Genomic DNA, 16,133 nt, shown 5'->3' with positions numbered 1-16,133 from the left:
CTTACAAAAGATGCTTATGGGGGGAGGTCTAATGAAAATCGGTATATCTGCATATCCTTTAGCCAGAAAATTTACAGGAACAAGTGTTTATTTATACAATATCATTAAACAGTTACATAAGATAGATGATGAGAATCAATATTTTTTATATGCACCCAATTCCTTACAAATTCCTTTTGAAGAGGTTCCTTCCTCCTGGCATTTGCGAATAAAAAAGGGCAGGTTAAACACTATGGCTACCTGCTGGATGCAGTTTAACGCCAACAATGACTTAAGAAAAGATGCTATTGACATCTTCTGGGCAACTGAATCTATTTTACCTATAAACCTTCCTTCTCGTGTCAAGACAATATTAACTGTTTATGATTTAACCTATTATTATTATCCATCAACACTAAAATGGGATAATCGTATTATCTTTCCTTTGTTTTTTAAAACCTCTCTTTTAAAGGCACATCAAATTATTACCATTTCGGAATCTGTGGCATTAGAAATAAAAGATAAATTTCCAAAACTTCGAAATAAAATCAAATATGCTTATCCTGGTATTTGTCAAAAAGAATTTCGTCCTCTTCCTAAAACCCAGACCAAACAATATATTGCTGACAAATTTCATACCTCTACAGATTATCTCTTGACAGTATCGACTATAGAGCCAAGGAAAAATATTGAGAATTTACTTAAAGCCTATGCCTTATTTAGAAGAAATTATCCACAACTAAACTATCCCCTTCTTATTGCTGGAGGAAAAGGTTGGCAAAATTCGTCAATTTATAGAATTTATAAAAAACTAAAATTTTCTCCTGCAGAAGTTAAATTTTTAAATTATGTTCCTCAAGAGGATTTGGTTAAGTTATATAATGGGGCTGAGTTATTTATTTTTCCTTCTCTGTATGAAGGATTTGGCTTTCCACCCTTAGAGGCAATGGCTTGTGGATGTCCTGTTTTAGTCTCTAATATTCCTATTTTTAAAGAGATTTTAAATGATGCGGCTATTTTTGTAGAGCCGTTAAATATTCAAGAAATAAGTGAAGGAATATATAGAGGTTTAACTGACATCAACCTAAAAGAAAATCTTATCCAAAAGGGATTAGAACGAGTGCAGTTATTTTCCTGGGAAAAGACCGCTAAGACACTTTTAGAATTATTTACAAAAAGGAGCAACTAAAGAAATGGCAAATATTCTTATTATTAGTTACATCTTTCCACCTTTGAATTCAACGGGTTGTAGACGGGTATATACCTGGGCTAAATATCTCAAAAGACTTGGGCATAAAGTTAGTATCCTTACTGCCGATACTCCTGATGATGAAAGAACGAAAAATTTTGTGGTTGATTGCTCTGCTTTTCAGTCATATAGATTGAGATACTTTGATCCCAGAAGTTTGATTAAAAGGATATTTAAGGTGCAGGGACCGATAAGTAATGAATTTGGTGGTTCCCATAAAAAACGATTAATTGAGTTATTGCTGGATAAAGGATTAAGAATACTTAATAGGTATTTATCAAGTAGAGGTATTTTGTTTGGTACTACCCGGATGCCTACTTTCTCTGATTTATGGTTTTTTCAAGCTTATAAAAAGGCTAAAATGCTAATTCAAGAACATGATATAAAGATTATTATCACCAACTCCCCTCCTCCTGTAGGCAATTTGGTGGGCTTGGCTTTAAAAAAAAGATTTAAGGATATTCTTTGGATTCAAGATTTCCGTGATTTATGGACACAAAATCCTGTCCATTCTGGATTGTTTCCATTTACTCTTACGGAAGGTTTTTTAGAACGAAAATGTATTAATCATTCAGATGTAATTATTGTCGTTTCGGAGATATTGAAGCAGTGGCTACAAGAAAAATATCCACAAAAGACAAAAGATATATTCGTTATAGAAAATGGTTATGATGAGGAATTGTTAAGAGAGATAAGGGTAGATGATTTTCCTGAATCAAAGAAGACTATTATTTATACAGGGACTCTTTATGAGAGGAGAAGTAATCCCAAAAGACTGTTTGAGGTCATAGATAAAAATTATACCTATTTAAAAGATAAAGTAGAGATATCATTTTATGGTGCTTATGAGACAAAGGTTATTCTTGATAAGTTTTTTGATAAATATCCTAACACAAAAGATATTATAAAATATAAAGGGTTTCTTTCTACTAAAGATGCCCTCTCTGAGCAGAAGAAGGCGGATGTTTTGCTTTTTATTGAAAGAGATAAAGAAAACGACGGTGTTCTGACCGCAAAATTATTTGAGTATATGGCATTAAGAAAACCTATTCTTTGTCTGGGAATAAGTCCTTCTTCTTATGTAGGAGGTATATTGCAAAAAACTGGTTTAGGCATTTTTTGCGGTGATAATACGAGGCTAATAGAACAAAGCATAAATGCTATAATTAAAGATGAGGTAAGGATTTCTCCTGATGATGATTTTATCAGCAATTTCTCGAGGGAAAAACAGGTAAAGAGATTAGATGAACTGATTAGATATTATTGTGAATCCTTTTCTTACACTTATTAACCAAAACCTGTATAATTAGCCAAGAAGCAAAGGAAGGTTTTTCATTGCCTCTTCTATAGGAATGATTTCAATATCACCTTCATAAAGTCGGCGTTCTCCACCATAAAGAAAGTAGGCTTTAGCGAGGGGATAATCTTTTAGAAATGCCTTTAGTCCTCTAATCAAAGAGGGAGTAATTTTTCTGGTTCGTTTTATTTCAAATGCCTTGAGTCCCTTATCGCCATATAAGACAAAATCTACCTCAATATTGTTGGAAGTCCTCCAATAAAATATCTGATAGCCCAAATCAAGGTAGTCATTTATAGCCTTCAATTCTTGAAACAGTAAGGTTTCCATCGCATGTCCTTCAATTTCCTCTGGCATATCAAAAGGCCCTTTTGGCCTTAATGTGCGATAGACCCCAACATCAAAAAAATAAAATTTAGGATGAGAAACAAGCCGCCTTTTTGCCCTTTTAGTGAAAACAAACACCTTATAGGCGATAAGTAAATCTTCTAATATCGTAAAATAATTTTCAACTACTTTACGGTCAACCGCACAATCACGACTTATTGAGGAGGTATTTAAAACAGAGGCTTGTGAAAAACTGGCAGATTCCAAAAACCTATAAAATGCTCCTAAATTCCTGGTTAATCCTTCCTGTTCTATTTCTTCCTGCAAATAGGTTTTAACATAGCTTTCCAAATATTTTTGGGGAGCAGATTCCGTATAAGCACAAGGCAGTTGTCCATATACTAAAGAATGGCTTAGATTAAAATCATTGCCGAGTTCGGCGACTGTAAGGGGATGGAAAGAATATCGTAAAGCTCTACCAGCAAGTAGATTTGGTCCTTTTCTCCTCAATTTCCTCGCACTTGAACCTGTCAAAATAAATTTATACCTGTATTTCTCAATCAGTCGATGAATCTCATTTAGAAGTTCAGGAACCCTTTGGACTTCATCTACGATAATCCAGTCTTTAAAATCTTTGGGGATAAAATTTTCAAGCCTTTTAGGATTAGCCATAAGGTCATTAAATAATTCAGATTCCAGTAGGTCTAAATAAAGGGCATTGCCAAAGGTTGACTTGACCCATGTCGTCTTTCCTGTTCCACGCGGACCAAATAAAAAAAAACTCTTATCTTCGGGCGGTTTTAGTAATCTGGAATACATAGTTCCATTTTACATATATTTTTGGAATTGTCAAGAAAAAAATGTAACCGTTCAGGCTATATATCAAAAGTGTAAGAAAGGGGATAAGGAGATAAGAGTGATATGGAGATAAGATAATAGAAATAGATTGAAATTTATAGAAATAGGTAGAAATTGATTGTGGAAAACAACAAATTTCCATAAATTTCTATTAGTTTCTATTAATTTCAATTTTTTTATAATATCTCCCTATCTCCTTAATCTCCACATCTCCTTTTGTTACACCACCTGAACGCTTACGAAAAATTTTTCTTGCCAAAAGTTTTTTTATGTGTTAAAATATGTTCCGAGGAAGATAAATCTATGTTTCTTTCTTTTGATTACAAAATGGTAAAGATAAGAACTTTTTTTCTATGTTGGTTTCTTTTAATTACCGGTAACTGTCTTTCCAAAAACATTGTCGTATTTTCACCTCATCCTGATGATGAAGTTTTAATGACGGCTGGTATTATAAATTGTGCCGTCAACGACGGTGACCGTATTAAAGTGGTAATAGTTACCAATGGTGACCCTGATACAAAAGAGCAAGGTCGTATTGCCTTACAGGAATCAATTAACGGTCTGGCTACTTTAGGGTTAAATCCAAATGATATTTATTTTTTAGGATATAGAGCGGCTACCATACGAGATTTATTTGATAAATCTAATGAAAATACGCTAATTTACTTACCTCATAGAGAAAATTGGAATTATACTTATGGATTACCTGACCATCCTGATTACTTTACAACTAAGTTTGGCGAACCAGCATTACTTACCAAAAAGAACCTTAAAAAAGCTATTAAATCAATATTAAAAGAAGAATTACCAGAAACTATCTATACTACAAGATTACATGATTTACATCGTGACCATCAGGGAGTTCATCAATTTGTTGTGGAATCAATAGTGTCGATAAAAAGGCAAATGCCTTCCTATTCTCCAAAAGTTTATGCGGCTATTGTGCATTCAGTGAGTGGAGATGACAAATGGCCTGCGAGAAATTTAGATGTCCATCAAGTTGTCCCATTTACCTGTCCAACTACGCTTGGGATACTGACACCTCGAAAATGGTCTGATATTCATCATATATCTGTTCCACCTGCTATGCTTAAAACTCCCCTTAATGACCCAACGGTAAATTTAAAGTATAAGGCAATTCATTGTCATACATCTAAAGTCAACGACTATCATTATTCATTTGTTAAATCTGATGAAATCTTTTGGCTGCGTGATTTTTCAAATATTGCTTTTCTATCTACTGTTACTGTTTCATCAGAAAATACCTCTACTACCCAATTAGGGACTAAAGCCGTTGATGGAATGGTTGATGTTTTTTACAACCCTGAAAACTATCTCCATGAATGGGTAAGTAATTCAGAAGGAACGGGTGCATGGATTAAGTTAGATTGGGATAAGCCATATTTGATAGATAAAATAATTTTGCGTGATAGAATGAATCTGGATGACTGGATAACTGGAGGGACTCTTATTTTTAGCGATAAGACATTAAAAATAAAGGTTGGGGCACTTCCAAACAATAGTGCAGAAACGGTTATTACTTTTCCACCAAGAAGAATTTCATGGGTCAAATTTGTAATAGACTCCTGCAAGGGGTTGAATAGTGGTTTAGCAGAATTTGAGGTTTATCCAGCTAACATTGCTCAATATGCAAGTATTTCAGTCTCATCAGGAATTGTTCGCAATGGGCAAACAAAGGATGAAGGCAACCGTGATAAATGGGTATCAACGGGTTCAGTTTCAAGACCATATCTTAAATTAATCTGGAAAGAACCTCATTTGGTAAATCGGGTGATTTTATATGATAGACAGGACTATAGTGAAAGGATAATAAAAGGAACTATGAGTTTTAGTGATGGTAGTTCTATTCCCATAAGTGCTTTATCAAATAATGGGACGGGAAATGCCTTTACTTTTAAACCACGCAATATTACCTGGGTAATATTTACCGTTGATGAGGCAATTGGTAGTAACATAGGTTTATTTAATATTGAGGTGTTTGAAGCTCTATGAGAGAAAGAACAGGGGATAGTGAGATGGAAGGGATAAAATCAATAGCCATAATTGGCGTCGGATTAATTGGCGGCTCATTAGGATTGGCTTTAAAAAAGGCTAATTTAGTTCAAAATATAATTGGTATTGGCCGCCGAGAAGAAAAATTACAACAGGCATTAAAATTAGGCGCCGTTGACTCAATTGTAACTGATATTTACTTTGGGGTAAAAAAGGTAGATTTAGTTATTTTAGCCGTCCCGGTTAATTCGATTATGGACATCGCTAACCAGATGGTGCCTTATTTAAAGATGGGAACTATTGTTATGGATGTTGGGAGCACCAAGCAAAAAATTGTAAGAAAACTTACCCCGTCCTTTAGTTCTGGTGAGATACATTTTGTTGGTGCACATCCTTTAGCCGGCTCAGAGGAGTCTGGAATTGAGGTCGCAAAACCTGACTTATTTGAAGGAGCAACCTGTGTCATCACTCCTATTCCTCAAACTAATGGTAAGGCAATATCAACTGTTCGCTTGTTATGGGAAGGTATTGGAGCAAAGGTAGTAGAAATGTCCCCAGAACTACACGATGAATTAATTGCTTACTCAAGTCATCTACCTCATATCATCGCCACAGCCTTAGTTGATTTAATAAAAATGCAGGATAAAAAAATCATATCGCTATTAGCCTCTGGATTTAAAGATACAACCCGAATAGCCGCCAGTCATCCGGTGATGTGGCGAGATATTTGCCTGACCAATCAAGAGGAACTTTTAAAATCTATTGATAATTTTAAAAAAATCCTTGAGAAATGGGAAGATTTGATTAAAAATACTAATTCAGAAGTATTAATAAAAGAATTTGAAGAAGTCAAAAATTTTAGAGAGCAAATTTAGTTAGAGTGAGGGAGAATTGGAGTAAGGGAGTGATAGAATTATCTCCAATACTCCATTTCAGGTAACCGTTCACCGCAGAGACACAGAGACGCAGAGAAAAAAATAAAAAACTATTTACCACACACTTTATTCCATCCCTGATTTTCATCAGGGCAAGCTTTTAAGAACCGACATATCATGATTGATTAACAAATTTGGTTTTGATGTTTTATGTATTACCTAATCTTTTCTGTTATCTGATTTATTTCCATGTCTTCTCTGTCCCTCTGCGGTGAATTACTATCTGAACGGTTACCATTTCAGTTATCAGGAGAAACGCTCATGAACCGTTGGTTCACAAATGAGGATGAAAATAGTGGTAGGAGATAGAAGGTGGGAGATAGGGAGATAAGCGTGAGGAGTGATGTTTTCTTTACTTTCTACTCTCTACTTTCTACTTCCTTATTTTCAGGAGAAGAGTTTTAAATGAAAGAGATAAATGGTGGGATTACATCTATAAATGGCATTTTAACTGCCGGAGGGCACTGCGGCATAAAACCAGAGAAAAAAGATATAGCGCTTATCTATTCCCCGATACCCGCTACGGCTGTAGCTCTATTTACCAGGAATAAACTTAAGGCTGCTCCTTTAATTGTAACAAAAGAACATCTACAAACCTCAAAAAAAATCCACGCTATCATCATTAATAGTGGAAATGCTAATGCCTGTACCGGCAAGCAAGGGTTAAAAGATGCTAAAAAAATGGCACAAATTACTGCACTTTCTCTTGGCGTGCCGATAAAGACGGTTTTAGTTGCCTCCACAGGTATCATTGGAAAACCATTACCAATGGAAAAGATTGAAAAGGGAATAAAACAATTAATTAAATTCCTGGGTCCAAAAAGTGAAGATGCCGCATGGGCTATTCTAACAACGGATACTAAACCTAAAGAGATTGCTCTGGAATTTGAACTAACTGGTGGAATTAAGGCAAAAATAGGCGCTATGGCAAAGGGCGCCGGAATGATATGCCCAAATTTAGCCACAATGTTAGTTTTTATCACTACAGATGTCGCTATCAGTAAAAGATTATTAAAAAAGGCATTAACTACGGCGGTGAATAAATCCTTTAACTTAATCACCATTGATGGAGATACAAGCCCAAATGATATGGTTATTCTTTTAGCCAATGGTCTTGCAAAAAATGAAGTGATAACTTCTTCTAACACGAATGATTTCAACAAATTCCAACAGTCATTAGATTATGTATGTTCAAATTTAGCCCAAAAGATGGTAGAAGAAGGAGAAGGGGTAACTAAACTTCTAAAAATTAATGTTAAAGGAGCAAAATCATTTCTTGAGGCAAAACAGGTCGCAATGAGTGTTGCCAAATCACAACTCGTTAGATGTGCCTTTTATGGTCAGGACCCTAATTGGGGAAGAATTATAACTGCCTGTGGGTATTCCGGGATAAAAATAAATCCGAACATAATTGATATCTATTTCGACCGAGAATTAATTGCAAAAAATGGACAGGGCATAGCTTTTAATTTAGATAAAGTTAAAAATATCTTATCTCAAAAAGAAATCTTAATTACGATTGACTTAAAACAAGGCAGACAGGAAATAATGGTCTTAGGCAGTGATTTATCTATGGAATATGTCCGCCTTAATGCCCATTATACTACTTGAGTTTCATAATCTTGCCAAATTTTTTCTTGACATCAATAAAATTATATATTATAATAAATGTAATAATTGAGTCACCATAAAATTTATACTTTGTGCCTTTGAGTCTTTGTGGCAAAAACTATTTTCAGGGGAAACGGACATGAGCCAGGGCTCACAAAGGGCAATGAAAATGGGAGAAGGACAACCCCCTAACCCCCTTTATTAAGGGGGAATTGCTGAGAGTTTCTTTCTTCCCGAACCCCGAGTCCCGAGTCCCGATTTTCAGGAGAAACGCTCATGAACCGTTGGTTCACAAATGAGAATGAAAATAGTGGTAAGAGATAGAAGGTGGGAGGTAAGGAGATAGGCGTGAGGAGTGATGTTTTCTTTACTTTCTACTTTCTACTCTCTACTTTCTACTTCCTTATTTTCAGGGGAAACGGACATGAGCCAGGGCTCACAAAGGGCAATGAAAATGGGAGAAGGACAACCCCCTAACCCCCTTTATTAAGGGGGAATTGCTGAGAGTTTCTTTCTTCCCGAACCCCGAGTCCCGAGTCCCGATTTTCAGGGGAAACGGTCATGAACCGTTGGTTCACAAATGAGAATGAAAATAGTGGTAGGAGATAGAAGATGGGAGGTAAGGAGATAGGCGTGAGGAGTGATGTTTTCTTTACTTTCTACTTTCTACTCTCTACTTTCTACTTCCTTATTTTCAGGAGAAGACAAAAATGGATATAGTTAGTGTCTTTGGAATCATAGGTGGTATTGCCGCTTGTGTTGGTTGTGTGTTACTTGAAGAGATAGGAATAGTTGGTCAGGGATATTTGAACATCCCTGGTGCGGTCATCATTGGTTCAGGCTCAGTGCTGGCGACCGGGGCGATGTTCACGATGAAGGAATTAATGAAGACGCCAACCTTCCTAAAAATTATGTTTTTTAATAAGGAAGAAGAACCAAAAGAGATTATTGAAACAATGATTGCTTTTGCTCAGAAGGCTCGACGCGAAGGATTATTAGCTTTAGAAGCAGATATCGAAAATATTAAAGACCCATATTTTCAAAAAGGCATTCAGTTAGTGGTGGATGGCGTAGACCCCGAATTGATTGAGGAAATCCTTGATATAGATTTAACCCATATGAAACATAGACATAAATTAGGCGAGGATATTTTTATGTCTGCCGGAGGTATTGCCCCAACTATGGGAATTTTAGGCGCGATTATGGGGCTAACCGGTGCCCTGGGGAAAATGGGGGGTGGAGACATTATGACCACGGTTCACTCGCTGGCAATTGCGTTTATTGCCTCTTTCTATGGTGTTGCTCTGGCTAACCTGGTTCTTATTCCTATTGCTATGAAATTAAAAAGATTAAATGAAAATGAGGTTTTTGTAAAAGACCTGATTGTTACAGGTGTTTTATCTATTCAAGCCGGTGATAACCCCAGAATCGTTGAGGAAAAATTAAAGGCATTCTTTAATAAAGAAGAGTGGCCACTCAAAGCTGAGGCTGAAGGAAAATAATCTTGCGGATATTTTCAGGAGGTAACCGTTCAGGGATATAGCCACAGAGTCACAGAGAACACAGAGGGAATATATAACCACGAATGAACACGAATAATAAAAAGATTTGTAGTGCGAGGCTTTAGCCTCGCTTCTGGCAAGCAGGAAAGCGAACCTAAAGGTTCGCACTACATTTATCGAATGTCACAGGTTAATTCGTGTCCATTTGTGGCTAATTTCTCTAATTCTCTGTGAACTCTGTGCCTCTGTGGCTGAACGGTTACTTCAGGAGAACGGACATGAACCGAGAAGAATGAAAATAGGGAAACATAGGTGGAGGAAAGATTTTCTCTCTACTCTCTACTTTCTACTCTCTACTTCCTATGGATATATTAAAATGTGGCACAAATTACTTATTATCAGTTTAAGCCTATTATTACCTGTTCAGGGATGTTCACAAACACAAACTCCGAGCAAAGACATTCCTCAAAATATTCGTCAGCCAGCAGTGGCTGGTGGTTTTTATCCCGCTGACCCAACAGAGTTAAAAAATCAAATCAACGGCTTCTTAAATAATGTCCAAAAAGAAAAGATTGAGGGTAGAATAATTGGTTTAATGGTGCCTCACGCCGGGTATGATTATTCAGGAGAGGTCGCGGCTCATTGTTTTAAACAACTCGAAGGACTTTCATTTGATACCGTAGTGATAATAGGAATGAGCCATTTTGCCCATTTTGATGGTATTGCCGTTGATACATCTGATGCTTATCAGACACCATTTGGATTGGTAAAGATAGACACTGAGCTGACCTCTGCATTAATCAAGTCAGACCCAAAAATTAAATCTTTACCTCAAGTCCATGAGAAAGAGCATTCGTTAGAAGTTGAAATCCCTTTTCTTCAACGGGTATTGAAAGAATTTAAAATTGTTCCAATACTTATGAGTAATCCAAATGACGCTCAAGTTTTAGCCAGAAGTCTTATTTTAAATAGTAAAGGCAAAAATATTTTATTCATTGCCTCATCCGATATGACTCATTATCCACCTTATGAAATAGCCAACAAGGTAGATAAAAAAACCCTCTCTTTAATCAAAGAGATGAATATTAATGAATTAGTTGCCTGGCTCAATGAACCCCATGAGAAATGTAGCACCTTGCTTTGTGGAGTTGGGGCGGTTTTGACATTAATGTTGGTCACCAAAGAACTTGGAATCCACCAGGCAACTGTTTTAAATTATGCTAATTCGGGTGATGTGCCAATAATTGGTGATAAATCAAAAGTAGTTGGCTATGGAGCAGTTATCTTTGCACAAAAGGAGGAAAAAGCTATGATGTTAGATAAGGAAGAACAAGGGGTATTGCTTAAAATTGCCAGAAGGACGATAGAAGATTATATTAAAAACAGGCACATTCCACCAGTAGAGGTAGATGATTATCCCGAGCTTCAAGAGCCGGCGGGTGCATTTGTTACCCTTACCAAAAATAAGCAATTGCGTGGTTGTATTGGTTACATCAAGGCTATTGCCCCAGTAGCTCAAGCTGTGAGTAAAATGGCTATTGCCGCCGCAACAGAAGACCCAAGATTTTCACCTGTAACCAAAGATGAATTAGACCAGATAAAGATTGAAATTACGGTTCTCTCAGAATTAACACGAATAAATGATATTGAGCAAATTGAAATAGGCAAACATGGACTTTATATGGTCAAAGGGTATAATTCAGGCTTACTTCTTCCTCAGGTAGCCACCGAGCAAGGTTGGAATCGTGAACAATTCCTTACCCATACCTGTTATAAAGCGGGCCTCCCGCCAAACGCCTGGAAAGAAAAAGAGACAGAAATCTATATCTTTACAGGCTTAATCTTTCATGAAGAATAACTGTAACTATTCAGCCACTAATTAACACGGATTAGCACGGATAAATAGCAGAGGGCAGAGGGGAAACGGGGAAACGAAGAAAGGGAGAAACGGAGAAGGAGAGGAGACACGAGGCACTATACCTGAATTTTCAGCCATCAGCCATCAGCCTAATTACGGACACGGAAAACGGACACGGATTACGAATTTTCAGTGTTTCATCCGTGTCCATCTGTGGCTGAATAGTTACGAGATAATTTTACATTTTGATATGTAATTTTTATATTTGCTTTTTGCATTTTGCTCTTTGGAGAAGAAGGAGGATGAAAATAAAGGGATTCGGGAATAAAAGAATCCCCGAACCCCTATTTTCAGGGAAAAGGAAGTTTCACGCCAAGCACGCAAAGAACCCAAAGGGAAATAAGGGAAAAAATTACCTTTGCGTCCTTTGCGTGAAAAAACTATTTTCAGGAGAATGATGGAAAATAAAGTTAATGAGCCAAAAATAGAAATAAAAATAAATGGTAAAAAAATACCACTTGGTCATTTTGTGGCTGATTTTATGTATAATACCCTTCTGGCTATGGTTTCATCACTTAAAGGGGTAAAAAACGGAATAATTGAGATAAGATTAAAATGGTAAATAAAATTATTATCATCGTATGTTTTCTCTTTTTCCCTTTCTCTCTTTGCTCACAACAATGGCAATCTCTACAAAGTCAACATTTTATGATACATTTCACGCAATCTGATAAAAAGGTAGCACTTAGAACTATTCAAATCGCCGAAGAATCTTATCAAACAATTACTGCCGATATTGGATTTACTGTGGACCAACGGACTTTTATCTTTATTTTTCCTTCTCGAAAAGAGTTTGAGTTAGCCAATAAAGGTGTCCAAAAACAAATTGTGGGACAAGCCTGTGTTGGTAAAGATAACATTATTGTCATTCAATCACCTAAAAGTAATCTAAATATTACCCTTGAAAAAACAATCAGGCATGAACTTACTCATATTGTCTTAGGTGCGGTGTTCAAAAAAGGCTATTTACCACGATGGTTAAATGAAGGGCTGGCTATGTATGAGGCGAAAGAATGGCAATTAGTAAATAATATGTACCTCGGTCAGGCATATCTGACTGACAAATTACTCCCTTTTTCAAGTCTCACTTATACCTTTCCCCGGGATGACTTCCAAACACAATTAGCTTATGCACAAAGTTTTGATATTGTTTTGTTTATGATAAATCGGTATGGTAAAGAAAAGGTTATTAAGTTAATAAAAGAATTAAGTTATGGCACTGAATTTAATTCAGCCTTTAACAAATCATTCGGGATGGATTTTGGGAAGTTAGAAACTAACTGGTATGCGTCTTTGAAGAAAAGATTTAACTGGGTTTCTGTTGTTACGAGTAGTTATTTACTCTGGCTTATATTTCCTGTTTTATGTCTTGTGGTTTATATGATAAAGCGACATCAGGTCAAGAAAAAGATAAGAGAATGGGAGGAAGAGGATAATTATCAATTAACAGATTATTGAAGGCGTTGTGCGGTCAGGTATCAGCAAGTTTGTCCCACAAGTTTTACTGGACAAATATGGTTATGGTGGAGAACGGAGTAAATTGCAAAATTCCAAATCACAAATCTATCCGTCCTGTAAAAGTGGGTGGTGTCTTAATCTAGCATAAAGGTTAAAATAGTGTATAGGGTTCTGCAAAATAGGATTTGAGGGAGACAACAAATAAATATCAAATATCAAATATTAAATATCAAAATGCAAAATTACAAATCAAATTTCAAAGAGGAAGTAACAGGGTTTCTCAAAGAGTTGGAGGAATTTGGTAATATCTTTGCTTCAAGTATTTTAACGCTGAAAGGAAAGAGATAATTTTACATTTTGATATGTAATTTTTATATTTGCTTTTTGCATTTTGCTCTTTGGAGGAAATCCCTTTTGGACACCAAATCTGCATAGATTTCACTATTAGAGTTATTTTCAGACACCACCAAATAATAGGACAAGAATCCTTGAAGACAGACGCTAACCATCTACAATGAGAGGGAGTTGTAATATGTATCATCACTTAATTTTAGCCTCTTCTTCACCTCAACGGAAAAAACTATTAGAACAGATTGGGATTGAGGTAACAGTAATCCCGCCAGAGATATCTGAGGTCAGGGACGAAGGTATGGCCATTGAGGCCTGGGTCTGTAAATTAGCTTTAGCCAAGGCTGAAAATGTAGCTAAAAAGTTTAAAGCCGGAATAGTCCTTGGTGCAGACACAGTTGTGGCTTTAGGCGATAAAATATTTGGTAAACCAAGAAATGATGAAGAAGCAAAAAAGATGTTAGGCGAATTATCAGGCACGACTCATAGGGTTATAACTGGCATAGCCCTTATTGATACCTTTACCAAAAATACCTTAGTTGAAAGCGTAACAACTGAGGTAACAATGAAAAAACTCTCTGAACCACAGATTGCCGGGTATGTAATTACCAAAGAGCCTTTAGATAAAGCAGGCGGATTGTGTATTCAAGGTCGTGGGGCTCAATTTATTGAGAAGATAAACGGGTGCTATACAAATGTTATTGGTTTGCCTCTGGCTAAATTGACAGATATGTTAGCCCAACTCCCTTCAAAACAACCATCAGGTTTTGAGAGAAAGCGAGTTGATTTGCTAAAAGATGCCCGCGAACTCTTTCCAATTTAGAATAGGAGCAGGAATAAGGATAATGTAACCGTTCAGGTAGTCCTTTACCGCAGAGACGCAGAGGAACAGAGAAGATATGGAAATAAATCAGATAACAGAAAAGATTATTGGTGCAGCCATTGAAATACTTATGACCTGCTTGCCGAATGTTCAGCAGGCAAGCCAGATTTGTTAATCCATCCTCGTCCATAAATTTTAATTTTTTCTCTGCGTCTCTGTGCCTCTGCGGTGAACAGTTACGAAAACCGAAAGGCAAAAAGGCAAAGAAATTATGCTTAATATTAAGTTTATCCGTGAAAATTTAGATAAGGTAAGAAAGGCACTCCTTGATAGAGGTGCTGAGAAGAATTTATTGGACGAGGTTATTTCCTTAGACGAGCAAAGAAGAAAACTGCTCGTAGAATTAGAGGAATTACAACACCTCCGCAATACTACATCTTCAAAAATAGGACAATTAAAAAAACAGGGTAAGGATATAACCGAGTTATCTTCCCAGATGCGTGAAGTAGGCGAAAAGATTAAAGATTTAGAAAATAAATCAAGGGAAACAGAGGATAAATTAAACGAGAAATTGCTTTTCATTCCGAACATTCCTCATTCAAGTGTTCCTTTTGGCAAGGGAAGTGAGGATAACCCTCAGATAAAAATTTGGGGTGAGCCAACCAAATTCTCCTTTGAGCCTAAACCTCATTTTGAGATTGGTGAGAATCTGGGAATACTGGACTTTGAGGCTTCTGCGAAGATGACCGGGGCAAGATTTACCCTCTACAAAGGAGCAGGTGCAAGGTTAGAGCGGGCATTAATTAATTTTATGTTAGACTTGCATACAAAGGAACACGGATATAAAGAAATCCTCCCGCCATTTATGGTCAATTCTGCGGCAATGACTGGTACCGGTCAGCTTCCTAAATTCAAACAAGACTTATTCAAATGTGAAGAGACAGATTATTACCTTGTCCCAACAGCAGAAGTCCCTTTAACCAATATTCATCGAGAAGAAATTCTACGAGCAGAGGATTTACCAATTTATTACACCGCATATACTCCTTGTTTTCGGGCAGAGGCTGGTGCCTATGGTAAGGATACAAGAGGTTTAATCCGCCAACATCAGTTTAATAAAGTAGAATTGGTCAAATTCACCAAACCTGAAGATTCTTATACAGAATTGGAGAGATTGCTTGAGGATGCAGAGGAGGTGTTAAAAAAACTGGAAATCCCTTATCGAGTTGTGGCATTGTGTACTGGAGATTTAGGCTTTTCTGCAAGTAAAACTTATGATATTGAAGCCTGGATGCCAGCCTCAGGTGGCTATCGTGAGATTTCATCTTGTAGTAATTTTGAGGATTTCCAGGCAAGACGGGCAATGATTAGATTTAGAAGAACCTCTGATTCCAAACCTGAATTTGTTCATACCTTAAATGGCTCAGGATTGGCAATAGGTAGAACCGTAGTGGCTATTTTAGAAAATTATCAGTTACCGGATGGAAAAATAACCATCCCAAAAGCACTTCAAAGTTATATGGATGGATTAGAAATAATTGGGTAACCTTAATTTGTTCCTTGTGAAAATGACCAAAATTCAAAATTCGTAACTGTTCAAGGTGCATTACTCGTAAGCGTTCAGCCACAGAGGCACAGAGTTCACAGAGAATTAGGGGAATTAACCACATAAGGACACGAATTAACCCGTGACATTCGATAAATGTAGTGCGAACCTTATTGCTTTTTCATAAATAGGTTCCTCTTTTGGGGAGAGCGATAGCAAGAAGAACTTTAATGTAAATATCAAAATGCAAATATCAAAATTACAATGCA

At 36.6% G+C, this 16,133-nt stretch carries 15 protein-coding genes; 13 read left to right on the top strand and 2 right to left on the bottom strand.

The window, feature by feature from the left end:
* Positions 1-31: 31 nt before the first annotated feature.
* Both AB1422_03205 and AB1422_03200 read left to right on the top strand, forming a co-directional pair.
* Entirely contained in the window at positions 32-1,168 is a 1,137-nt protein-coding gene (locus AB1422_03205; GenBank protein MEW6618353.1) for a glycosyltransferase family 1 protein, read from the top strand.
* Between the two features lie 4 nt (positions 1,169-1,172).
* Positions 1,173-2,519, top strand: coding sequence for a glycosyltransferase (locus tag AB1422_03200; protein MEW6618352.1), 1,347 nt, complete (start codon positions 1,173-1,175; stop codon positions 2,517-2,519).
* Between the two features lie 15 nt (positions 2,520-2,534).
* Here AB1422_03200 and AB1422_03195 read toward each other — a convergent pair whose 3' ends face one another.
* Positions 2,535-3,671 (bottom strand): ATP-binding protein, encoded by a 1,137-nt coding sequence (locus AB1422_03195; GenBank protein ID MEW6618351.1) that lies wholly within the window; start codon positions 3,669-3,671, stop codon positions 2,535-2,537.
* The gene (locus tag AB1422_03190) at positions 3,637-3,852 is read right to left on the bottom strand and encodes a hypothetical protein (protein ID MEW6618350.1); all 216 of its coding nucleotides are present in this window, start codon (positions 3,850-3,852) and stop codon (positions 3,637-3,639) included. Before AB1422_03190 ends, AB1422_03195 begins: the two co-directional genes overlap by 35 nt.
* Positions 3,853-4,013: 161 nt before the next feature.
* Between AB1422_03190 and AB1422_03185 the strand changes: the two genes are divergently transcribed.
* The 11 genes from AB1422_03185 to serS all read left to right on the top strand — a co-directional run bounded on the left by AB1422_03185 (position 4,014) and on the right by serS (position 15,864).
* Entirely contained in the window at positions 4,014-5,723 is a 1,710-nt protein-coding gene (locus AB1422_03185) for a PIG-L family deacetylase (protein ID MEW6618349.1), read from the top strand.
* Positions 5,720-6,598, top strand: a complete 879-nt coding sequence (locus tag AB1422_03180) for a prephenate dehydrogenase/arogenate dehydrogenase family protein (protein ID MEW6618348.1) — start codon at positions 5,720-5,722, stop codon at positions 6,596-6,598. The genes AB1422_03185 and AB1422_03180 overlap by 4 nt, the downstream gene beginning before the upstream one ends.
* 465 nt (positions 6,599-7,063) lie before the next feature.
* Positions 7,064-8,269, top strand: coding sequence for a bifunctional glutamate N-acetyltransferase/amino-acid acetyltransferase ArgJ (gene argJ, locus AB1422_03175; protein MEW6618347.1), 1,206 nt, complete (start codon positions 7,064-7,066; stop codon positions 8,267-8,269).
* A gap of 327 nt (positions 8,270-8,596) precedes the next feature.
* Positions 8,597-8,746, top strand: a complete 150-nt coding sequence (locus tag AB1422_03170) for a hypothetical protein (GenBank protein ID MEW6618346.1) — start codon at positions 8,597-8,599, stop codon at positions 8,744-8,746.
* A 233-nt stretch (positions 8,747-8,979) separates the two neighbouring features.
* Positions 8,980-9,771 (top strand): MotA/TolQ/ExbB proton channel family protein, encoded by a 792-nt coding sequence (locus tag AB1422_03165; protein MEW6618345.1) that lies wholly within the window; start codon positions 8,980-8,982, stop codon positions 9,769-9,771.
* Positions 9,772-10,018: 247 nt separating this feature from the next.
* Complete coding sequence (amrB, locus tag AB1422_03160; protein ID MEW6618344.1) at positions 10,019-11,629, top strand: AmmeMemoRadiSam system protein B; 1,611 nt, start codon at positions 10,019-10,021, stop codon at positions 11,627-11,629.
* 302 nt (positions 11,630-11,931) lie between these two features.
* Complete coding sequence (locus AB1422_03155; protein MEW6618343.1) at positions 11,932-12,087, top strand: hypothetical protein; 156 nt, start codon at positions 11,932-11,934, stop codon at positions 12,085-12,087.
* Positions 12,084-12,251 carry a hypothetical protein gene (locus AB1422_03150; GenBank protein ID MEW6618342.1) on the top strand — a complete coding sequence of 56 codons (168 nt, stop codon included), beginning with the start codon at positions 12,084-12,086 and terminating at the stop codon, positions 12,249-12,251. The genes AB1422_03155 and AB1422_03150 overlap by 4 nt, the downstream gene beginning before the upstream one ends.
* Positions 12,245-13,147 (top strand): peptidase MA family metallohydrolase, encoded by a 903-nt coding sequence (locus AB1422_03145; GenBank protein ID MEW6618341.1) that lies wholly within the window; start codon positions 12,245-12,247, stop codon positions 13,145-13,147. The genes AB1422_03150 and AB1422_03145 overlap by 7 nt, the downstream gene beginning before the upstream one ends.
* A gap of 514 nt (positions 13,148-13,661) precedes the next feature.
* Positions 13,662-14,318 carry a Maf family protein gene (locus tag AB1422_03140; GenBank protein MEW6618340.1) on the top strand — a complete coding sequence of 219 codons (657 nt, stop codon included), beginning with the start codon at positions 13,662-13,664 and terminating at the stop codon, positions 14,316-14,318.
* Positions 14,319-14,589: 271 nt separating this feature from the next.
* Positions 14,590-15,864 carry a serine--tRNA ligase gene (serS, locus tag AB1422_03135; GenBank protein ID MEW6618339.1) on the top strand — a complete coding sequence of 425 codons (1,275 nt, stop codon included), beginning with the start codon at positions 14,590-14,592 and terminating at the stop codon, positions 15,862-15,864.
* Positions 15,865-16,133 lie beyond the last annotated feature (269 nt).

The organism is bacterium, assembly GCA_040757115.1.
In the GTDB taxonomy this organism is placed as follows: domain Bacteria; phylum UBA9089; class CG2-30-40-21; order CG2-30-40-21; family SBAY01; genus JBFLXS01.
The sequence above is the reverse complement of the archived record's forward strand: the minus strand, read 5'-3'. Positions and strand labels throughout refer to the sequence as shown.